This window comes from Natrinema salaciae (genome assembly GCF_900110865.1).
Lineage (GTDB): Archaea > Halobacteriota > Halobacteria > Halobacteriales > Natrialbaceae > Natrinema > Natrinema salaciae.
Genome location: NZ_FOFD01000004.1, coordinates 169,337 through 190,513, shown reverse-complemented (window position 1 = coordinate 190,513; position 21,177 = coordinate 169,337). Strand labels below are relative to the sequence as shown.

21 protein-coding genes and 1 tRNA gene are annotated in these 21,177 nt (G+C 59.2%); 6 read left to right on the top strand and 16 right to left on the bottom strand.

Annotation, left to right across the window (positions count from 1 at the left end; all coding sequences use genetic code 11):
* The first annotated feature begins 101 nt into the window (after positions 1-101).
* The 6 genes from BMX07_RS14470 (at position 102) to BMX07_RS14445 (ending at position 5,585) form a co-directional block, all read left to right on the top strand.
* The gene (locus BMX07_RS14470) at positions 102-533 is read left to right on the top strand and encodes a DUF8023 family protein (protein WP_090618722.1); all 432 of its coding nucleotides are present in this window, start codon (positions 102-104) and stop codon (positions 531-533) included.
* A 92-nt stretch (positions 534-625) separates the two neighbouring features.
* Positions 626-2,509: an Env/VP5 family phage fusion protein gene (locus BMX07_RS14465; protein WP_139210915.1), complete on the top strand. Its 1,884-nt coding sequence runs from the start codon at positions 626-628 to the stop codon at positions 2,507-2,509.
* A gap of 2 nt (positions 2,510-2,511) precedes the next feature.
* Positions 2,512-3,054 (top strand): DUF8063 family protein, encoded by a 543-nt coding sequence (locus BMX07_RS14460; protein WP_090618717.1) that lies wholly within the window; start codon positions 2,512-2,514, stop codon positions 3,052-3,054.
* Complete coding sequence (locus BMX07_RS14455; protein WP_090618714.1) at positions 3,051-3,860, top strand: hypothetical protein; 810 nt, start codon at positions 3,051-3,053, stop codon at positions 3,858-3,860. The genes BMX07_RS14460 and BMX07_RS14455 overlap by 4 nt, the downstream gene beginning before the upstream one ends.
* Complete coding sequence (locus tag BMX07_RS14450) at positions 3,857-5,038, top strand: hypothetical protein (RefSeq protein WP_090618711.1); 1,182 nt, start codon at positions 3,857-3,859, stop codon at positions 5,036-5,038. The genes BMX07_RS14455 and BMX07_RS14450 overlap by 4 nt, the downstream gene beginning before the upstream one ends.
* A gap of 214 nt (positions 5,039-5,252) precedes the next feature.
* Complete coding sequence (locus tag BMX07_RS14445) at positions 5,253-5,585, top strand: PD-(D/E)XK family putative nuclease (RefSeq protein ID WP_090618709.1); 333 nt, start codon at positions 5,253-5,255, stop codon at positions 5,583-5,585.
* Between the two features lie 345 nt (positions 5,586-5,930).
* On the opposite strand, the gene BMX07_RS14440 is transcribed toward BMX07_RS14445, so the two are convergent.
* From BMX07_RS14440 to BMX07_RS14375, 16 genes are all read right to left on the bottom strand, one after another.
* On the bottom strand, positions 5,931-7,913 hold the full coding sequence (locus tag BMX07_RS14440; RefSeq protein ID WP_090618706.1) for a GmrSD restriction endonuclease domain-containing protein: 1,983 nt from the start codon (positions 7,911-7,913) through the stop codon (positions 5,931-5,933).
* A gap of 197 nt (positions 7,914-8,110) precedes the next feature.
* Positions 8,111-8,365 (bottom strand): DUF7692 domain-containing protein, encoded by a 255-nt coding sequence (locus BMX07_RS14435; RefSeq protein WP_090618703.1) that lies wholly within the window; start codon positions 8,363-8,365, stop codon positions 8,111-8,113.
* 203 nt (positions 8,366-8,568) lie between these two features.
* Positions 8,569-9,126, bottom strand: coding sequence for a hypothetical protein (locus tag BMX07_RS23840; protein WP_139210913.1), 558 nt, complete (start codon positions 9,124-9,126; stop codon positions 8,569-8,571).
* Between the two features lie 657 nt (positions 9,127-9,783).
* The gene (locus BMX07_RS23835) at positions 9,784-10,485 is read right to left on the bottom strand and encodes a hypothetical protein (protein WP_139210911.1); all 702 of its coding nucleotides are present in this window, start codon (positions 10,483-10,485) and stop codon (positions 9,784-9,786) included.
* A 388-nt stretch (positions 10,486-10,873) separates the two neighbouring features.
* Entirely contained in the window at positions 10,874-12,496 is a 1,623-nt protein-coding gene (locus BMX07_RS14430; protein ID WP_090618700.1) for a DUF7845 domain-containing protein, read from the bottom strand.
* Positions 12,493-12,708 carry a hypothetical protein gene (locus BMX07_RS14425; RefSeq protein WP_090618697.1) on the bottom strand — a complete coding sequence of 72 codons (216 nt, stop codon included), beginning with the start codon at positions 12,706-12,708 and terminating at the stop codon, positions 12,493-12,495. The genes BMX07_RS14430 and BMX07_RS14425 overlap by 4 nt, the downstream gene beginning before the upstream one ends.
* A complete protein-coding gene (locus BMX07_RS14420) occupies positions 12,705-12,956 on the bottom strand; it encodes a hypothetical protein (RefSeq protein ID WP_090618694.1) in 252 nt (83 codons plus the stop codon). Before BMX07_RS14420 ends, BMX07_RS14425 begins: the two co-directional genes overlap by 4 nt.
* A 538-nt stretch (positions 12,957-13,494) precedes the next feature.
* A tRNA-Ala gene (locus BMX07_RS14415) sits at positions 13,495-13,566 on the bottom strand.
* A gap of 112 nt (positions 13,567-13,678) precedes the next feature.
* Positions 13,679-14,383, bottom strand: a complete 705-nt coding sequence (locus BMX07_RS14410) for a rhomboid family intramembrane serine protease (protein ID WP_090619906.1) — start codon at positions 14,381-14,383, stop codon at positions 13,679-13,681.
* A 211-nt stretch (positions 14,384-14,594) separates the two neighbouring features.
* Positions 14,595-14,903: a 30S ribosomal protein S10 gene (gene rpsJ, locus BMX07_RS14405; RefSeq protein WP_004215311.1), complete on the bottom strand. Its 309-nt coding sequence runs from the start codon at positions 14,901-14,903 to the stop codon at positions 14,595-14,597.
* On the bottom strand, positions 14,904-16,166 hold the full coding sequence (gene tuf / locus BMX07_RS14400; protein WP_090618691.1) for a translation elongation factor EF-1 subunit alpha: 1,263 nt from the start codon (positions 16,164-16,166) through the stop codon (positions 14,904-14,906). It lies immediately after the preceding gene.
* A gap of 325 nt (positions 16,167-16,491) precedes the next feature.
* Complete coding sequence (locus BMX07_RS14395) at positions 16,492-17,439, bottom strand: homoserine dehydrogenase (protein WP_090618688.1); 948 nt, start codon at positions 17,437-17,439, stop codon at positions 16,492-16,494.
* Positions 17,439-18,005: an amino acid-binding protein gene (locus BMX07_RS14390; RefSeq protein WP_090618686.1), complete on the bottom strand. Its 567-nt coding sequence runs from the start codon at positions 18,003-18,005 to the stop codon at positions 17,439-17,441. The genes BMX07_RS14395 and BMX07_RS14390 overlap by 1 nt, the downstream gene beginning before the upstream one ends.
* A 153-nt stretch (positions 18,006-18,158) precedes the next feature.
* Complete coding sequence (locus BMX07_RS14385; protein ID WP_090618683.1) at positions 18,159-18,524, bottom strand: NifU family protein; 366 nt, start codon at positions 18,522-18,524, stop codon at positions 18,159-18,161.
* A gap of 60 nt (positions 18,525-18,584) precedes the next feature.
* Positions 18,585-20,036: an LVIVD repeat-containing protein gene (locus BMX07_RS14380; protein WP_090618680.1), complete on the bottom strand. Its 1,452-nt coding sequence runs from the start codon at positions 20,034-20,036 to the stop codon at positions 18,585-18,587.
* 103 nt (positions 20,037-20,139) lie between these two features.
* Complete coding sequence (locus BMX07_RS14375) at positions 20,140-21,117, bottom strand: ROK family protein (RefSeq protein WP_090618678.1); 978 nt, start codon at positions 21,115-21,117, stop codon at positions 20,140-20,142.
* Between the last annotated feature and the right edge of the window lie 60 nt (positions 21,118-21,177).

Here is a 21,177-nt window from a genome sequence, read left to right as displayed (position 1 = left end):
GGTCAAAATCTATTCGCTCTCCAGAAGGATTGAAACAGTCGATAACAGCGTTTGACGATTTTAAGTTACCCTCTCCGGAAGCGTGGCCTGGGTAACATCCCATGGCACTGAGTTTACCACAGAAGTACGTTCCCGACACCGTCCGTCGGGACGACGGTATCGACCTAACGGACAGCATCCTCGCGCCGATCTTCGTGCTCGCGTCGTTCTCGATCGGCGCGGTCGGCACCCTCGAGTTCGGCGAGCCGCTGAACTTCGCGCTGACTGACGCGCTGTATAGCGCCCACGGGACCGAGATCACCTACGCGTTCATCATTTCGATGGGGGTGTTGGTGATCGGCTGGCTCACTAACGAGGCGACGCCGGAGGACTACACCGACGTTGAGACGGTCGTACTGTTGCTCGCGGTCATCCTGAACGTCCTCGGCGCGCTCGTGCCGGCTGTCGCGGTCACGCTCGAGTCGATGTGGTACGTCGGCTGGTTCACGGTGTTCCTGAACGGCGGGGCGTTCTACCTGATCGCCTACAAGTAACTCGAGGTCAATCCATGAATTCTATCGATTTCACCACGCAGTCGTCCCAGCAGTACCGATCTTTGAGTAACCGATTCGTGGAGGTGATCTGAATGTCGGCCCAACGCCCACAGCCCACCGATCACGACCCAACGCCTGGCCGATCGCTCACTCGCCGACAGGCGATTCAGTCACTCGCCGCTGCCGGGACGATCGGCGCGGGAGTGGCTGCCTCAAGCGGGACTGGTGCCGCCGATGAAGGAGGGTGGGGAGGGACCGGAATCTGTTCGGATTACTCCTCGATCAACGTTGCCTGTCAGGCAGGAGCCGCGGCGAATGCGGCCCGCAATGGTCTCGGAATGTTGTTCGGCAGTAGCGACGGCGATTCCGACCAGTTCGAGGAATACCTCGAAGACGAGACGCTGCGCATTCACGGCGATGCCTACCGACACGGCCTCACTGCCGAGGGCTCGTTCGACACGACGCTCACGTGGGTCAAGGATAATGTTTCCCTGCTCGAGGGGCGCGCGTACATCCGTGGCCTTCTCCGTGCGTACGACGCTGTCGAAGATGAGAACGCGACCCGCGACGAGGCAATCGCGGCTGGCAAGGCCGGTGTCGATGAGATTTATTCCGTTCCCCAGCGGGAGATCATCGAAGAGTTCCACCTCCACATTCGAGAGACGAATCAGTACGTCGATCAGATGCGCAATCTGTATCAGGACGACAGTCTCGACGGACGCGTCCTCGATCACTTCTATTGGGAGCTACGAAGCGCATCGACGTACAATTCGGACGACGAGGACTACAAATGGGATGTTCGTGGCAAGTACGAGTCCCAAACCGACGGGACCGCCTACGAACTCTTCGATGGCACTACCCTCGAGACGTTCTCGCCGTACTACAACTTCGAGGCGGGTACGAACGGTATCAGTTCGATAGCGACGGGGTTGATTCATATCCCTGCGCTCAAAGAGTACGCCTCGCCGGTCAACGAAGACGATCAACTCGCGTATCACTCCCGACTCGATGGCTTCTCCGGCTTCTCTGTCGAAGTTCGCCCCTTCGACGCGGCCGAGTATCGTAGCGTCTACGATGAGGAGTTCGATGCAGTGGACGGCCGGCAAGTTCTCTACGAGACGGAACCGTTCAATGATGCCGCAAACGCACTCCTGAACGCCCATCAGACTGCCGTCGATAACGTCGAGGCGTTCATCGACCAGGAGTACGCCAAACTCGTCGACGGCGAAATCGACCGGGAAGAGATCCAGAGTCTCGATACGATGGTTGAGGACATTTCCGATGATGAGCCACTCGCGTGGGTGAACACCCATCTGGCGATGCTTGGCAACAGCCCTTCGGAGTCGTTCACGACCGTCAAATTCGGCGAACGGACCGGCTGGGACGAATCCGCCGGCGAACACCCCGACGACCCCGAGTACCACCCCGATGATGACGACATGATCGGTCTCGAGGTCGATGGGAGCCTCCACTTCGATACGCCGCCGAGCAATCCTCTCGAGGTGGGGGAAACCTACACGGCGAAAAGTATCGCGGGCGATGTCACACCGAACATCACCTTCTCGTACGGATTCAAGGACGACGAAGGCAACGAACGGGCCAATATCATCCAACTCGCGGATGATCGAGAGTTTACCGTCACGTCGGCCGAACGACTTGACGATAACGGCGAAGTCGAAGAAGTTGATGAAATCACCTTCTCGAGTTCGCTGCCGACGGAAACGCCAACGGACTACGACGAACTTCACACTCGGCTCGACGAAATGGACCAGTTCCAGAGGGAAGTACTGGAAAAACAGCAGCAATTGATCGAACAACTGGCCAAAGACGACGATGATGATGGTCCGGGATGGCCGGGAGTCCCCGATCTCCCCGACGGTGCAGCCGGCCAGTGGCTCGGCCTCGGCATCGTCGGAGTTGTCGTTCTCGCGGTGATCGGCATCGTGACTGACCTTGTGCCGGGGCTGGGTGAGTGACGATGCGCCGAATTATTCTTGTCGCTGTTGTCGCAGCGGCCGCGCTCGCGATGGGCATGGGCGGTGGGCCTGTCGCCGCGCAGGACGCCAATGAGACAGCCACGAATACGACGGCAAGCGACTACGAGGAGATCATCGACAGCAACACCCGCATCCTCGAGTGGTCGTTTGACGATGGGACGTTCACGATCACGCTCGAGGCGGACGAGCCGACGACGGTTGCGGTCGCCGAATCGGGGAGCTTCGAAGAAGGCTCTGGCCAGTTCACCTACCGAGAACTTGCGGTTCCCGAAGGCGAGTCGACACACACGATCTCGGTAATGGACCCCGAAGGCGCGGCGCTCACCTTCGGAACGTCGCTCAGTCAAGAGGAAGAGCGCGGCGCGTTCATCAGCACCGGTCGAGACAGCAGCGAATCGAACCCCCTCGAGACGTTCGGCGGCGAGAGCGGGCTATTCACCGGCGTCGGCATGACCGTCGTTCTCGCCGCGGTCGGCGCGTGGTGGGTCGTTCGGTCGGAGGAAAGCGGGGTGATCGATGCGTGAGTCCCGAGACGAGCGGTACCTTTAGCGGATGGGCCGATCGGCTGACCTACGTCGTCGCCGAAGGCCAGCTGGTCGTCGCCGGGTTCGCGGTTACGCTCGGGGCGCTGTTGCTCTGGATTCGTCCGGAGATTCCCGGTGTTCCGCCAGTCACGAAGGGGATCTTCGCGGCGCTGTTGCTCCTCGGGCCGCCGTTGCTCGGGCTGTTCGTGACCGGTGCGCGCCGGCTCCGAAACCGGAACATGGTCCCGGTCTACCACATCAACGGCGTCACCGACACCCGCAAGAAGAAATACGTCGAGCCGGGTGTCTGGGAGAACAAAACCGTCGAAGGACCGTCGCCGTACCGGTGTAACGACGGCGACGCGTTCGAGGTTCGCGAGTTCGACTGGTACCCGGATCAGGGCGAGAACGGGACCCTCATCGTTACCGGCTGCCACTTCAGCCAGATGGCGGATTCGAAACTCATCACGGTCAAGGCCATGCTCGAGGACATCCACGGCGAGTTGATCGAGACGGCGATCGCGTACAACAAGCTTCGCGGTCGTATCTCCCGGATGGGTGTCGAGATCGAACGCGACACCGTGAATGCCCACGCCGAAGCCGACGAGCGCGGGCTCATGACCCAGCGGACCAGCGTGAAGGAACGCTTCGAGGCAGCCGAAGACGACGCGAAAGAGTGGTCGACCGACGAAATCAGCGACCTCGGCGACTACGAACACGAGTTTGATCCGACCGATCCGAGCGGTATCACGATCGATCAGGGCAGCGAGCAGACCACCGTATCCGACGGAGGGATCAACGAATGAGTGACGGAAAGCAGGCCGATCAGCAGGCACTCTATACGACCGCTGCAGCGAGAGAACACCAGGAGGGGTACAGTGCCCGAGAGAATCGAGAAATCGCCGACCACGGCGGGATCGTCCGCGACGAGACGGTTTCGCGGGCGCTGTCGATCCGATCGATTCACTACGATCCGACAGCGGCCGATCGACCCGACAAGATGCCCGGCCAGGTTCACGATCTCGAGAAACACGAGCAAATTCGGCTGGCTGAGGGAACCGAAACCTTCCGCGAAGCGATGGAGAACGGCGATATGCCGACGATCAAGCACATGGTCGGCGACACCAGCCAGCGGGCGGACATCTCCGGGTTGAAGGCGATCGGAAAGATAGACGAGCTTGTCGACGGCCCCGCTCCGGTGATCGTCGTCATGGGCGAGATGGGCGCGGGAAAGACCGACTTCGCGTGCCTCCTCGCACAACGGTGGCGGGCACTCCACCAGGAGAACTCGCTACTCGGCACGAACATCCGCTCGCTCGAGGAGAAAAACCGCTGGGTAGACGACGACGGTGACGTACAGGACGGCTGGATTCCCGACTACGGAACCCTCATGGAGTGGGTCGAACAGGACGGTGATCCGCTCGAGCACAGCCAGCGCGACAAGCTGTTCATCGGCGACGAGTTCTCGAGCGCAGCCAGCGGGACCGGGAAACAGGGCTACCAAACGCGGCAGAAGATGGCCCCGCTCGTCTACAAGATCCGCAAGTACGGCGGCGCGCTCATCTACATCGCCCACGGGGAACGGTCGATTCACCCGATGCTCTGGCGCGTCGGCACGATCGTCAAGAAGGTCTCGCAAAAGAAGGCCGTCATCGCCGATTCAATCAGGAACGGGAAACTCGCCGATATCCAGGGCGAAGTCGAAGGTGTCCCACCGACGGACCTTCGATACAACACGAAAGAGGCGAGCGATTGGAATTGGTCGGAGTATGGCGAGGAAACGGAGGAATTGGAGCCTGACGAGGCGGCCAAGATGACGGCGATTTGGACGGTGATCCGGTGCAAAGAGGACGGAATGACGGATCGTGAAACCGCTCAATTCGTGCCATACAGCCACGGATGGGTAAATTCCCGCTGGAACGAGTACCGAAACGATGGGATGCACGCTGAGACGCTTGGCAAAGTGGAGGAAGTAATCGGATGACCGCGACGGGTTGGTCGGCTGGTTATGGTAACGCACCCCCGTTTAGTACACGGTCAGGCCCATCGCTTGCTCCCGCAGGGAGCAACGCGACCGATGGGCGCTCGTCGAGACACGATGAGGAGTTGATATATATCGGCGCGCGACGCGCGTGGTCCGCGTGAGTCGCTCCCGCTCGAAGCGAGCGAACCACTTCGGGACGATCTGCGAGAAACGGATGGCGGAGAAACGGCGGTTCGATCTCGAGCGGGCCAGCTGGCACGACGCGCGATTCGGAAACGGAACGCCGGTTGAAATCAAGTCGACCATGCTCGAGCACAGCGACGGACAGCCGGGGAATTTCAAAGTCTACAGGGCCTACCACGACAAGCTACGGAGTCACGATGGCTGGTACTGTTTCGTCGTCTACCGGCCGCACGGACGGTCTGGCTGTACGATCATTAAGGATAAAATGTGCAAGGCCTCGTCGTTGCCCATGCTCCGGTGGCATGGGGGTGGCGATCACCGTGGAACCGAGCAATCAAAAATCGCCATCGGCGATATTTTCTAATCTGGCTCGCTGAAATCCTCTGCAAGTGATAAAGATGACTTGCTGAATATAGAGGCTGGGACTTGTTTAGACGCGGTGTAGATCGTCCTCTACGGCTGTTGTTCAAACAACAAACCAAGTCGAGAGACGCTCACGGACTGGTTATGTTTACCCGTCGTAACTACTAACCGGGCACCTTCGGGAGCGTCTAAACAAGGTTGAGAGGCTGTATTCAGCAAGTATTTCTTCTTTGTTTCACGCTGGATGAGCCGAACAGACCGATAAGAAGAGTGTGCGTATCTAACGAACAAGGCTCTCAAACTTATTAGCCCATGGAAGTTACAACAGAACCGACAGACTCGTCACTCAACCCCATCGCTCATTGATGAAATCAAGCAATTCTTCGTTACGCATAGATACATTCCCAACCGTGAAGTCCGGACCATTGAGGTCTCTGAGGACTTTCAATGAAGAGCTTGAGTAGATGTCGTTATATTTGGACTCAAAGGCGGAATTCCCTTCAGATTGGTTTTCACCATTGCTGAGCACAGCTAAGTTACCGATACGGTTGCGATTCTCCATGTGAGCTTCCAACCGATTACCTTCCTCAGCATTTTTCGGAACAAGATGTTCAACTTGGAAGTTTTTCCGGAACTCATGGTAGGGGGCAAGCGAGAGAAGCCCGGACGGGCCTCGAAGGCTTCTCTCATACTCATACATGATGTATTTTACAACCTCACTACTCCTCACTCCCCCCCATCCGGAAGTGAAAGAGCCATCTAGCACATCTGGAGTATCTAAGAAATCAGATACTACTTCTTCAATTGGAGCAATCCGCTCTCGTTTTTCGATGATTCGTTCGATTGCGTCCTTAATCCCAAGTTCTTTTGACTGATATCCTATGTAGCGATGACTTTCAGAATTGAATACCTCGGCGACCTGTTCTGGGTCAACATCCGACCAATACAGGTCGTTGGCAATCGATGAGAGTGCGTTAGCAAATCCTTGGGCGCCATGAGACATTACCATACTATATCTGAAAACCAACTTCTCTAGCTCAGATACCATGTCCGCAAATTCAGGAGACTGGACACCGAATTTGTCGGCTGTTGCGAATAATATCGGCGTGGTTGCAGACTGTGACCCAGCGTGTAGAAATAGAAGTTGGACCTTTCTCACCGATTCGTTGATTGGCGAATCATGGCTTTTGTTTGGGTTAAAATACCTTTCTGCAAATTTGTCCCTGTTAGTGAGATACGGGTATAGCTCCGAGAAGTTCTCAAGCGAGTTTAGATACGGACTGATAAATGATTCAAAATTCGGTCTCTGAACACTCGCGAAGTCATCGAGATCGGAAAGGCGTCGATGAATCTCCGAGGGGCCGGGACGCTTCGACCGGGAATCAGAGCGCTCACTAGCAAACACTTCCCAATGAATCCTTACGAGGTCATCAACTTCGACATCAGAAAATCCGTCGTGGATTGTGATATTCCGCACAATGTTATTAAATCTCTGATATATGTCTTCAGAGTCCAAGCTTTCTGATTGAGACGCACAGTAGACAAGATGACTCCTGATCTTATCGTGTAATCGCAAATCCCTCCCTCGATCGTTAATCACCTTGAACATCCTTGCCGCTTCGTCAATATCCTCTACAACTTTCACATTGACCTCAAACCTCTGTGTGATTATTTGGGTGATATTATTCAATAATTTATAATACCCTGCATAGTCGGTTGAGCCATTTTGATACTCGGATTCCCTCCATTGCGCCAATCGAGAAAGGGTCGTGGCTTTAGCCCTCGCAATCTTCCTCTCAGCCTCAACGAGGTCATCCTGTTCTAGATAACTTTCTGGAGATGTGTTATCAAGAATAACATTATCATACGCATCTTTGGCGAGACCACCCAAGCGGATTCTCTCAATCCCCTCGTATTCAACATATTTATCCGCAATATCCTCTCTTCGTTTTTCAATCGTTTTAGAAAAATCTGTGCTAACATCCCGGCTCTTTTCGATATTAGCCATCTCGTCAATTATTGCAGAGATAACGATAGCGACTGTAGCTAGTCTCTGCTGTCCGTCGACTATGCCGTAATTGTCAAACTCCTCGTAGTCGGTCGGTTCAATGTTCCCTCTCTCTTCTAATACGAGTGTTCCGAAGTAGTGGTCTAATCGTTCGCTGGACTCGGAGCTGTTATTTTGCTTATAAACAAATTCCACGTCGTCGATCAAGTCGTCTACATTGGACTTTTCCCAAGCGTAATCCCTCTGGTAATCAGGAATCTCAAAGTAGGATTGACTGAATACTGATGACAGAGAAAAATTATCGTCTGGTGTACCGTCCATGTCAATGACTAATCTTCTATATTTATAATAATTTTGTTTATCATATTTTCACCGCTGGCCCAGTTTTTCTGATCTATCAATTTTCTGAATACAACTCCGATGCCACTCCAAATGCCGCCTGACGAGTGACCGATTTGCGCTGTGTATTCAGCATGGCGGCTGGGATCTATCACCTACTGAGAGATTCGACACGGCCTCTAATCTCGGTAGACGTTCACTGACTGTTCTATTTCGAAGTCCACAGCTCGGGTAGAGAGTGTCTCGGCAATCTCCCGGCGTTGATCAAGGGTAAGGTCGTCCCGCTCGAGGACTTGGCGTGCGGCGGCAACCAGTTTCGGCACGTCGTCACACGCTGAAACGATGGCTTTCGTCTTGTTACAGTCGTAGAAGTCCGCTGCACGTTCGATCGCATCGTTCCGATACGCGTAGTCACCGTCGGTTCGGATTCGCATACTCGTACACACGAACCCCTATATCCTAGTTTTTTCGTCTATCTCGAGCGGCCCATAGCCAACGAAACAGGGGTATCTTGTCACTCTATCCGACACGTTTCGGGCTCGATTGGGGCAATCGTCACTCAATATGCACACGAAGTTTCGTACCTTGTGTGCATATTCGGGAAACCGGATTCGTTGATGTACAACCGGGAGGGGAATTAGACAAAAGCAAAAATTCCAGCTACTGTTCCGAGGGAAGCGAAAATCACTCCGACTCCAACAGTCACAAGCTTAACACCTTTGCGATGTGTCTTCATATTCTTGTCTGTCCATTTCGCATACATGATTGCCATTGTTTGGCAAAATTGGAGTTGACCAAATTCCTCCGAAATAGCCTGATATACATTTCCACTACTTGCCCCAATTGTGCGTGACCCTAATGTAAAATAAGCTATTAGGAAAATGAACATAGAGCTAAGGAGGATTATGAATGGAAGTGACAGAATATATGGATTAGAGGGGAAGTCGAAACTGGAAGATCCGAATCGAAACAGCGCAACATAAAAAGACCCCAAGACCAGATCAATTTTGATTAGTTCAATAGCTCTGTCACGAGTGTTTTGGACAGACGACAAGCTGTTTTGGAATGTTGATTTAGATTCTTCCAAGAGGTCCTTCCAGAAATCAATGCCGTCTTCATTTGAATTCTCAACCGCAGTTGCCAGACGATGTAAACTGACATTTTGTTCTACTTCTAGCTCTTCCACATCGGCCATACCGATTAGACGTATCGATAGAACATAATAAGTTGGATCTAAGATGGATTTGATATTTGAGTGAAACTATGGTCCAGTGGAGAGTATATGCTTTAACTGGAGTCCTATATTCAGAGATGAATGCAAAGGGGTGTGATTTTCGCTTAGTCCCCTTAGGACATGATCTATTTGAGCTGGCGAATTGCGTCGCTTACTTTGAGTCCATGTTGATAAGCGATCTCGGCCGCAAGATCGAATGCCCACTCTTCCTTCTCCATACTTCTATGCTCCCAAGCAAGCACTGACAGTGCGTAGATGATCAACAGGTCGTCTCGTGGTTGTCGCATAACGCTCACGTTTGGTTGCGGCTTCACTCATAATCCCTCGTAGGTATATCTGACAATCGCAGTTATCGAGGTATCAATACATCATAGTAGTCGTGTAGTCATACTACGGCGTCCAATATCGGCTGTCTCAATTTTCTCAAGCGCGGCACGCAATCACCTTGCCCCCTTAGGGGCATACTCATAAACACGAACATTCAGTGTTAACCATTGCACCCTGAATTCACTGCGGTGCCGCCCAATGAATATGCACACGACGTCCTCTATCTCATGTTGATACGTGGGGAATGCATTCTTTTGACGTACGAAGGAGGGGAGAAGGTACAAAGTGGGCCTAAGGCATTTCTATTGTACCAATCGATCTGGGCCCGAAATATGGGTTCTCGTCAAGAACCGTTCCAAAGTATAATTCAATCTCCGATGGATCGTCCGGTCTAGAAAATTCAACAAATATAGAGGCGTCATCAGAAATATCGCTATATTCAGACATAATATCATCTATTTCTATGGCATAAGATGGTGGCATCTGACTGTATTGTGATATTTGGATTCTATTGGAATCCACAACAAATCCCTTTTCAAAATCATCTATATCTGAGTTCAACCACTCAACGTCTATATTTTCAGAAAGTATACCGCTTTTATCCATCATGTACTCCTTCATGTACTCCTTCTCAAACGGAAGATAGACTTTCGTAGGATTATCTACAATAGTAAGAACATCAAATAACTCTTCTTCGGTAACCGCGTCAACTGAGATCGATAGGGAATCCCGATCCCTAATATTATTAAGGATATGGTTCCTCTCCCAGACCCCTATATTATTTGCAATTGATTGCGGGAAGTTCCCAAAGAATTCAATATCGGGGGCAAGGAGATTAGATGTCCCCTGCATTTTGTTCGACAGAACGGTATATTCAGAACTTGGCTGTTTGTCAAAGACTCTACAATCAAATTCACTTCGTAGCGGAGATGTATCTTGGTAGGACTCAATTATAGCGCTAACTAATCTTTCTGCTGATTTTCTGGATGTCATATCTACAAATTCAGCAAGCAGGGTGTTAATACCTGGACATAATTGCTTGTGATGCTACTTCCTTCGTTTCATGTGCTTCAACTGGAGATCTGGTGTACGGAGGGTGGGGTGGGGCGCTGTAATTTTTTGGCGCTGTCGCCTTGGCGACAGGGAGGTGTTTCTGCTGCACCGCTACGGAGCGGTGCGGTGTATTTTGATGATGTGGCCTTAGCCACACCCCTAACGGGGAACCCGACGGCCCCCGTCGTGGTTCCCCGTCAGGCGTGGCCGGGGCTTGTCCCCGGCCACCCTCGAGCCGCGTGCCGATCGGGACCCAGACCGGGCTACTACGCGCGAAAAACGGCGAAATATGGGTGTCAGAATAGTGTTGCCACTGGCCGACCGTCCGCTACAGCCAGCGCCAGGCTGCGCTCTTGCCGCGCTCGCCGAGGTCGATCTGCGCGGAGCGGAACCGCGCGGGGTCCTTCCCGGCTTCCGTCCACAGCCGGTAGGCCTCTTTCAACCGTGCCTCGACGTTCTCGACGCCCTGGAGTCGGAACATGACGCGAGCCTCCTGCCGATCGTCGACGTCGATGCCGTGCTTCGCACACCAGGCTACCAGCGCGCTCGTCGTCTCGTCGATTCCACGCTCGGCGGCCTCGAGCGCCTTCGCCCCAGCCTCGACTGCCCGCCGGGTCGCGTCGCGAGCCTCCTGTACCGCGTCGTGGACCATCTCGGCGACGTGATTCGATCGAAGCGAGACCGAGCCGTACTCGGACTCGACTAACTCGGGAATCCGTTTCAGCGCCCGTCGCACGCTGTCGACGTGGCGGCCGTGTTCCTCGGCGATATCCTGCGGGGACACCTGGCCTCCGTCAGTGACCAGCGTCTCGAGAGCTTCCCATTCGACCGGAGAAAGCCCATCTGAGAGGTGTTTCACGACGACACTCTCTTGCGTCTCGCGTATCCGGGTGAGATCCAGCGAGACGACGTTCACCTCTTGCTCCTCGGTCGGATCGAAGTAGGCATCCGAGACGAACGGCCCATGCCCATCGCCGCGATCGTCGTCCGCGGGGTGAACCGGAATGCCGGCGTCGGCCATCACCGAACACACCGTCTCGTCCAGCTGTGTGATCAGCGCCTCGAGGTCGTCGTCGGTAACGCCGATCGTCTCGTCCCACCGGCTCACCTGATAGGACGCGCCGAGCTTCGGATTCGCCAGCGTCTCGTCGTCGTCCATCCCGGCGGCCTCGCGGCTGTAGTAGTGTTTCACTTCACGGGGAAACGTGTGACTCGGGAAGGCCTCAGATACCCGTCTCGGGCCAAGCGTGACCGTGTGATAGTAACCGGGCAAGTGCCTCCCTTTCTCGTCGCGCTCGTTCTGTACGAGTTTCCGATACCCATCTCGGTCGTTCTCGAGTAAGTGCGCCATACTCGCGATCGGACCGTCTCGAGCGTGGATCGGCCCGGAGCGGTCACTGTCCAGGCGAACGTATCGCTCGGCGTCCTGCACGTTGCTGAACTGGTGGGGACGCTCGAAGTACCGCCGATGGATGCCGACTGACTCGGCGGCCCGGCACAGCAGTTCGTGATACCGCCGAAAGTCGATGTTCGAGCCGTTGATCTTGACGTTCACCGCCTCGGTGATCGGCTCGGGAACGCTGTACTCCGAGCGCTTGCCCTGGTCGTTCTCGATTTCCATGCCCTGCCAGCGTGGAGCCAGGTGCGCGTTGAACGACTGCTCGCCCACTGGGTCTTCCTCTGGATGCCGCGAGACGGCGAACCGGAATTCGCGTATCTCGTTGATCCTGAACGGCGTTCCCTGCGGGTTCTCCGGGCCGGGATGGACGATGCCGCTATCCTGATAGTACAGTTTGACGACCCAGCGTTCGCTCCCGATCTCGAACTCGGCCACCTGCGACCCGTCGCCGTCCTTCACCCGCGAATCGCACGCGAAGAACGGCTTCAGCGCATGATCGTCGAACAGGTAGTTCGCCGCGAACTCGTGGAAGGCCAGTTCGACGGCCTTCATAGCAGTCCCTCGCGCTCCGCGAAGCACGCGGTACAGAGTGGGACCGACTGACCAAGCCGGCACTTCACCTCCGGCCCACCGTAGCCACAGTCTTCGCACTCCGGCCAGACCGGGGCTGACTCGGTTTCCGATTCCGTTTCCGAAACCTCGTCGGCCTCATCGTCAGCCGAGTCCTGCGGCTGGAGACCGAAGGCTGTCAAGTCCTCGGTCATGCCGGCGATCGTCCCTCCAGGTGCGCACAGCGATGGTCGTACGCTTCCTCGAGAACGACGTTCTCGGGCCTGTTATCCCACGGAACGTGGTTGCAGTGGTGAACGTCGAACTCGTCGCTGAATACCGCCCGCGGATCGTGCTCGAGGCAGGCGACCAGCTGGTGAATGTAGATGGTCGAATCGTCGTCGCCGACGCGGCACCGGACGTACTCGTAGCCGAGCCCGGTCTGGTGAACCGAGACCGTCACGCCGATTCACCTCCGTTCCCGAGCGCACGGCGAACGTCGGCATCTGTCGCTTGATGGGCCGGATGGGCGATGGGCGTCCGACTTTCAACGTCGTACAGCCGACTCGCACGGACGAATCCGTCCGTCATCGCTCTCCCTCCCTTTCGTCGATGAGTTTCGGAGCAACCCGCTCTGCGCCAGTCCGCCGCAGTCGCCGCGAGCAACCGCGTTCGTGCCCGGCTTCGGAGTGGCCGTCAGTGAGTCGGGTGCACCGACAGCCGCATTCCGGACACTGGAACTCCCGGTCTTTCGTCGGCGTCGGCGGAGTGTTCAACCGTTGTCGGAATGTCTTCAGGTCAATTCCGAGACGGTTCTCGGCACTCACGCCGACCACCCCGATTCCTTCGAGAAATCGCCGGACTGCGGCGACCGGGTAGTAAATTCCGCTACTATTCGGTTTCGCGACCCCTGTTTATTCCGTCCGCCAAAAATCGAAACGTCCGATAGACGTAGCTCAGGCTGTCGTTTTAGCGTCCTTCGAGAGAACGATCCGCCGGGATGGACTCGTCGGGATTTGAACCCGAGGCCTCTTCCTTGCGAAGGAAGCGATCTACCACTGATCTACGAGCCCTCGCACGTTCCTAACCCCGGTTTCTATTTGTAGCTTGTGTTTCGGAGTCGGATCGGTGATCGGTACACCGCACCACGATCGTCGACCGTTCGCTCGAGTTGGGGAGCCGCGTTCACACGGCGGACCGCCCGCCGGCCGGCCCGGAGTCGACGGCGAGGACTCGAGCGCGCCCGGCGAGGACGCCGACGAGGAAGCCGGTGAAGTGGGCGATCAGCGCGACGCCGGGTGAGGCGGTCGCGAAGGTCACTGCGGTCGCGAGGCCGAGGGCGACGAGGATCGACAGCCAGCGCGGGATATCGACGACCGAGGCCAGCCCGCTCGACAGCCGGTTCGACGCGACGAGATATCCCAGCAGGGCGAAGACGGCTCCGCTGGCACCGAGTACGCCCGCTGTCGGCGCGACGGGAACGAACGGGATCGCCGCGATCGCGCCCGTGATGACGATCTGGGAGACGCCGGCGATCGCGCCCGTGATGACGAAGAAGGCGTGAAAGTGCGCTCGCGTCGTGGCCCGTGCGACCGGCCAGCCGAAGACGAGCAGCGCGATGCTGTTCGACACGAGGTGGCCAAACCCGTCGTGGGCGTAGACGCTCGTGACGATCGTCCACGGGTTCGTCGTCAACGGCGGCGCGAGGACGAACAGGCCGCTCATCACGCCGACGAACGCGGTGAGTCCCTGAACGACGAGCACGAGCGCGAAGATGACGAGGAGTTCGAGGATCGGGCTCCCCGATCCCGTCCTCGACCCGTCGTCGCCACCGGAATCGGCGCGCAGGTAGGTTTCCGACTGCGTTCGGGATCGTGAGGGCTTCGCCATACGGGTGGCTGCGACGGCGAGCGATAAAAGTCCCATCACCGTCGGTATCGAACATCGGTGGACCCGAGCGACCGCTGTCCGTACGTGTGCCCGACGCGGTGATGGTCGCGCACTCGGTCAGCAGCGGCTCGTAAGGCGGAGCTATCGCCGGAGAAACGGCGCTCGAGGACTGCAAAAACGCTCTTTCCTCTCGAGTCGCGATCGGCTGTCCTCAGTCTTCGAGGACGATCTCGATCGAGACGTCGTTCGGCACCTGAATGCGCATGAGCTGTCGGAGTGCGCGTTCGTCGGCGTCCAGATCGATCAGGCGCTTGTGGACGCGCATCTCCCAGTGCTCCCACGTCGCGGTGCCCTCGCCATCAGGCGACTTTCGGGTCGGCACCTCGAGGGTTTTCGTCGGCAGCGGGATGGGCCCGCTCAGGTTGACGCCGGTGTTGTTCGCGATCTCGCGGACGTCGTCGCAGATGTCGTCTAAGTCGTCTGGACTCGTGCCCGCGAGTCGAACGCGTGCCTGCTGCATTTATTTCTCGTGGACTTCGAGCACCTTGCCAGCGGCGATGGTCTGACCCATGTCGCGGATGGCGAAGCTCCCGAGTTCGGGAATCTCGCTGGACGGCTCGATGCTGAGGGGCTTCTGTGGTCGGATGGTGACCACAGCAGCGTCACCCGACTGGATGAAGTCGGGGTTCTCCTCGGCGACCTCGCCGCTCGAGGGGTCCATCTTCTTGTCGATGGACTCGATCGTACAGGCGACCTGGGCCGTGTGGGCGTGGAAGACCGGCGTGTAGCCGGCGGTGATCACGCTGGGGTGCTGCATGACGACGATCTGGGCCTGGAACGTCTCGGCGACGCTCGGCGGGTCGTCGGCGGGGCCACAGACGTCACCGCGGCGGATGTCGTCCTTCCCGATGCCGCGGACGTTGAATCCGACGTTGTCACCGGGTTCGGCCTTGGGCACCTCTTCGTGGTGCATCTCGATCGTCTTGACTTCGCCGCCCACGTCGCTGGGCTGGAAGGAGACGTTGTCGCCGGTGTTCATGATGCCGGTTTCGATACGTCCGACGGGGACGGTACCGATACCGGAGATGGTGTACACGTCCTGAATCGGGAGTCGAAGCGGTGCGTCCGTCGGCGGCTCCGGCTCCGGCAGGTCGTTGAGTGCCTCGAGCAGGATTTCGCCGTCGTACCACGACGTGTTGTCCGAGCGCTCGGCGATGTTGTCGCCCTCGAACGCCGAGATCGGGATGAACGAGGCGTCGTCGGTGTTGAACTGGACCTGCTTGAGCAGCTGCGTGACTTCCTCGACGACTTCGTCGTACGTCGACTCTTCGTAGTCGACGATGTCCATCTTGTTGATGCCGACGATGAGTTCGTCGATACCGAGGGTACGAGCCAGGAAGACGTGCTCCTGGGTCTGGGGCGCAACACCGTCGTCAGCGGCGACGACGAGGACGGCGTTGTCCGCCTGGGATGCGCCCGTGATCATGTTCTTCACGAAGTCGCGGTGACCGGGACAGTCGACGATCGTGAAGTCGTACTCGTCGGTCGAGAACTCCTGGTGGGCGATGTCGATGGTGACACCACGCTCTCGCTCTTCGGCGAGGTTGTCCATGACGTAGGCGAACTCGAAGCCGCCTTTGCCCTTCTCTTCGGCTTCTTCGCGGTGCTGTTCGATGACGTGCTCGGGTACGCTCCCCGTCTCGTAGAGGAGTCGTCCCACGAGCGTACTCTTCCCGTGGTCGACGTGACCGATGATGGCCAGGTTCTGGTGTTGGTCGCTCATTGTTGTAGCTCACGCGCAGAGGCGCTTATATCGGTCTCTTTGGCTCGTTGCGGTTAAAACCATTTCGAAAGCGTATTCTGGTCATCCCGACGCCGTCTTGCGGTTTGGCTAGCATTCACACGCCATGGACCGTTCGGATGGCCGAAATCGGCAGTGGACGGTGAAATCGACGTCGAATCGCAGACGACCGGTACAGACGGTGGGTAACGATCGGTACAGAAACGGTAGGTAACGATGTTTCACGCGCGTACGCGGAATCTGCGGAAGTACGAAGAAGTACGACAGAACAGCGATGTAACAGTTCGGAACGCGGAGAGAACGCGGGTTACAGCGGTGGCAGCCGACCGACGTCCGAGAGAACCGCCGTCGCCGTCTCCGGCCCACCGGCACCGCGACCGCTCGAGTGTAGCGAGCCGGCGTTGCGGGTCTCGATCTGGACGATGTTTCGGGTTCCGGTCACGGCGAGCGCGCCGTTTTCGGGGACGAGCCGCGGTCCGACGCGGACGCCGTCGCGGGTCGCCTCGCCGATGAGCCGGATCGTCCGGCCGTCTTCGGCGGCGAGATCGAGCGCGCTGCCCGGGATGTCCTGAATGCCCTCGACCGTCGCATCCTCGAGCGAGAACCCGCCGTCGGCCAGCACGTTCGCGAGGATGACGAACTTCAGGGCGGCGTCGGTGCCGTCGACGTCGAAGGTGGGATCGGCCTCGGCGACGCCGAGGTCCTGGGCCTCCGCGAGGACGTGTTCGTAGTCGAGTCCCTCGGCGGCCATCCGTGTGAGGATGAAGTTCGCGGTGCCGTTGAGCACGCCTCGAACCGCGGTGACGGCCTGGGGCGTGCTGTCTTCGATCGTCGAGAGGACGGGAATCGCGCCGCCGACGGTCGCCTCGAACCGGATCGAGCCCGCGCTCTCGTCCTCGAGCGCGCGGAGTTCCTCGTAGCGCTCGGCGACCGGGCCTTTGTTCGCCAGGACGACGTGGCGGTCCGCTTCGAGCGCGCGCTCGACGTGGGAGAAGCCGGGTTCGGCGTCGCCGAGCGTCGTGGGCGTCGCCTCGATCAGCACGTCGTACGCCGTCTCGAAGACGTCCTCGGGATCGCCGGGTCCGATAGCCTCGCCGTCGATCTTTCGCTCGAGGGCGTCGTCGACGGCGATCCCGCTCGCATCGACCGCGGCGCTGGTGGAGTCGGCGAGGGCGACGACCTCGTGGCCGTATTCGTCGGCGAGATCGGCCACCGCGCGGCCGACGTCGCCGGCACCGAGAACTGCGAGTCGCATCAGGCGTCACCTCCGAGCAGGGGTTCGACGACGGTCAGTTCCTTGTCCGCGCCGATCGAGCGGATCGCCGCGAGCGCTTCTTCGGACCGGCCGGAGTCGATCGCGAGTCGGGCGCGGGCGCTCGAGATGCCGCCGGTGCCCTCGGGTGCGGCGAGCGAGAGGTCCAACACGACGGCGCCGACCTCGTCTTCGATCCGCGAGAGCGTGTCCGAGAGATCGGTCTCGACGAGGTGGCCGACGAGCACGACGTTGATCTCCTCGCCGTAGTGCTCCGCGCCGGCCTGGATGATGTTGACGCCGGCGTCGCGGAGACCCTCGACGACGTCGTCGAACCGGTCGGGTGGACATTCGAGGTCGACCTCGACTGGAATGTGTCCTCGGGGCGTGATGTTGCCGCGTTCGTGGTGGATGCTGAGCAGATTGCCGCCGTTGTCGGCGATCGGGGCGAGCGCGCGAAGCAACTCGCCGGGTTCGTCGACGAGCTCGAGCCGGACGGTGTAGGCCTGGATGCCGCCGTCGGTCTCGGCGTCGGGATCGTCGTCGCCGGCCGCGGGTGGGTCACCCATCGTCGACACCTCCTGTCTGCGGGCGTCTACTCGTCATGATATCTGATGTGCGTAACGGGCGCGTAAAAGGATATAGGACTTCCCAAAACTCTCCGTCCCTGTCAACGAGGGGCACGGAGCGTGGAGCCACCGAACGGGCGCGAGCCGGATCACTCAGAGGTGGTCTTTCCCCGGATTCGACGAGCCCCAGTCGCCGCGGCCGCCCTCCGTCCGGTCGACGCCCATGATCGACTCGGGCTGGTCGGGCCCGCCGAGACTATCGCGCGCGTCGGGAACCCGGACGGTGACCTCGTCGATCTCCGGCCACGTGATGAGTTCGGCCTCGATGTTGCTCGTCGTCACGCCGCTGACGGAACAACCCTTGCAGCCGCCGCCGAGTTCGATGATTACTTCGCCGGTCTCGGGGTCGGCCGCCCGCACCGCGCTGGTCCCGCCGTGCATCTGGATGATCGGCATCTCGCGCGCCATCCACTTCTCGACTCGCTCTTTCAGCGACGGCCCGTCCGCTGACTCACTCATGGGTCGTGCTAGGCACTCGAACGGTGTATAAGTTCGGTCGCGCGGCCGAAATCCCTCGAATTAATCCTGAACGTTTCCGCGCCGGCGCAGCCACTCGAGGGCGACGCCGCCACCGACGAGTCCGACCGCGCTCGTGAAGCCGGGGATCGAGTCGTCCCCGCTGGAGTCGTTCTCGTCGGACTCGTTCGCGTCGTCGGTTTCGTTCGCCTCGGCATCGCCGTTCGTCTCGGCGGCGTCGGACAGCGATGGCGGATCGGCCTGCTCACCGGGCTCGGTCGGGAAGGTGTAGAGCGCCCCCTCGAGCGACGTGTTGGGGATCGCCTCGGTGCTGGTCGCGACGAACGCCGTCTCGGGATCGGCGACGCGTGCGGTCCAGAACCCGGTCATCTCGGGGTCGCGCCACCAGGTGAGCTGCTCGGGGGCCGCGGGATCGGAGACGTCGTGGATCTTCACGCCGCCTCGGTACCACGCCGAGTAGAGCCGACCGTCGCGGAGTTCGAAGTTGTGTGCGGTCGTCCACGTCCCGCCCCCGTGGGATTCGTCGGCCGTCCGCGGCGCGTCGATCGAGCCCTGGGGAGTCGGATCGGCGGGATCGCTCACGTCGTAGAGATCGATCCCGCCCGGATGGTCGGGCTCTTCGCCACCGGTCGCCCAGGCCTCTCGTCCGACCGCCATGAGGTCGCCGGCCTCGTCGACCGCGGCGTAGTGATCGTTGCCCGGCAACCCGAAGACGGCCTCTCGGTAGTTGGGGATCTCGCGTTGCTCCTCGAGCGTCGTGGTCGCGACGTGCGAGACGTATTCGGGTGCGGACGGGTCACTCACGTCGATCAGGTAGGTCCCGGCGTTCCAGAAGGGGAGATAGGCGGTGCCGTCCTGGACGTAGACGTCGTGGAGGTAGCGGGCGAGCCAGTGGATGTCCCGCCAGCCCGGCTCGTGATCGAGCAGCGACCAGTAGCCGACCCACGTGAACTCGTCGCCGCCGATGTCGAAGATCTCGAGTCGGTTCTCTCGGATCGCGTTCGCGGCGACGAACAGCAGTTCGCCCTCGAGATAGCAGTTGTGGATGTGATACCCCGTTTCGCGGTCGCCGATCGGGACGGGTGCCGCGGGATCGCTCACGTCGTAGCACCGGAATCCCAGGAACTCGCCGGTCGATTGGGTAGGTTCGGCGGGGCCGGCGACGACCAGCCGATCACCGTCGACGGTCAGATCGAGGAGCTGCGTCAGGGCGACGCCATCGATCTCGATGTCGCGCTCCTCGGCGAGCAGCGACGGCTCGGCGGGATCGCTGATGTCGACGACTGCGAACCCGGTGGTCGCAGCGACGTACGCGGTATCGCCGTCGTCGCCGACCACGGCTTCCGCGGCGCCGGTGATCGGAAGCTGCCCGAGCGGTTCGTACGCGTCCTGTCGTCGGGCGATCGTCGCACTCGTTCGGGACGCCGCGACGCCCGGCACGGACAGGGCGAGGCCGGCAGCACCACTCGCTCCGAGAAACGCTCTCCGCTCCATACGCAATCCTGTCGGATGCAGCCACATAGAGGTGCGCACTCGTCTCCCGGACCGACATCGCGCGACGACCGCCGGCGTAGCCGTAGCTGGGACCCGCGACCGGTCAGCTCCGCAGCCGTCGTCGGTCACCGGTTCCCTCGGTCAGGGCGCTCGCCAGCGCACCCTCGAGGACGACGTCGTCGCCGAGATCGGTGACGCGGATCTCGGGAACGTTCGTCATCACCATCTCCGAGACGCGCTCGCGGACGGGATCGACGACGAGTTCCTCGTTGTGCAGGGCGACCGCACCGCCGAAGGAGACGACGATCGGCGCGAACGCGTGGATCACGTTGGTCACGCCGATCGCGTTCCAGTGGGCGAGCTGGTCGATGACGTAATCGGCCAGTTCGTCCTCGCCCGCCAGGTCGAAGACGTCCTTCGCGGTGAAGTCCGTCCCGTCGAGCGGGAGCGACGTCGAGATCGTCGGGTCGTCCTCGGCGAGCAGCCGGGCGTAGTCGGGAATGGCGTTTCCGGAACAGTACGCCTCCCAGTGACCCTCGCGCCCGCAGCCGCAGGTCAGCCTGCCACGGGGGTCGACGACGTAGTGACCGACCTCGCCGGCGTTGCCGTCCCAGCCGGACACGATGTCGCCGTCGGAGCAGACGCCGGCACCGATCCCCGACGAAATGGTGATGTACACCATGTCGTCCGGATTGCTGGCGGCGTGAAAGCGCTCGCCGATGACACCTGCCGTGGTGTCGTTGTGGAGGTAGACGTCGTCGCTGTCGATCAGCTTCGAGATCGGCCCCGTGAGCGGAATTCGGTCGATCGAATCGGGAAGGTTCGCCGGATCGATCACCGCCCCCTCCGCGAGATCGAACGGCCCGATCGAGCCGATCCCGGCGGCGACGATTCTCTCGGGATCGACCCCGGCGTCGCCACACGCCTCGCGAAGCGTTCTGAGTACGCCTTCCGTCACGTCGATACCCGTCGGACCGCGTGGCGTGGATCGGCGACTGACGCCGACCATCGTCCCGTCGGCCTCGGCGACCATGGCCCGGACGTTCGTCGCGCCGAGATCGACGCCCGCATAGTAGCCCATTCTATCCTAGGGAACGACGGCGGCCGTACTTAACTACCCAGATTATACTCGGCAACGAGT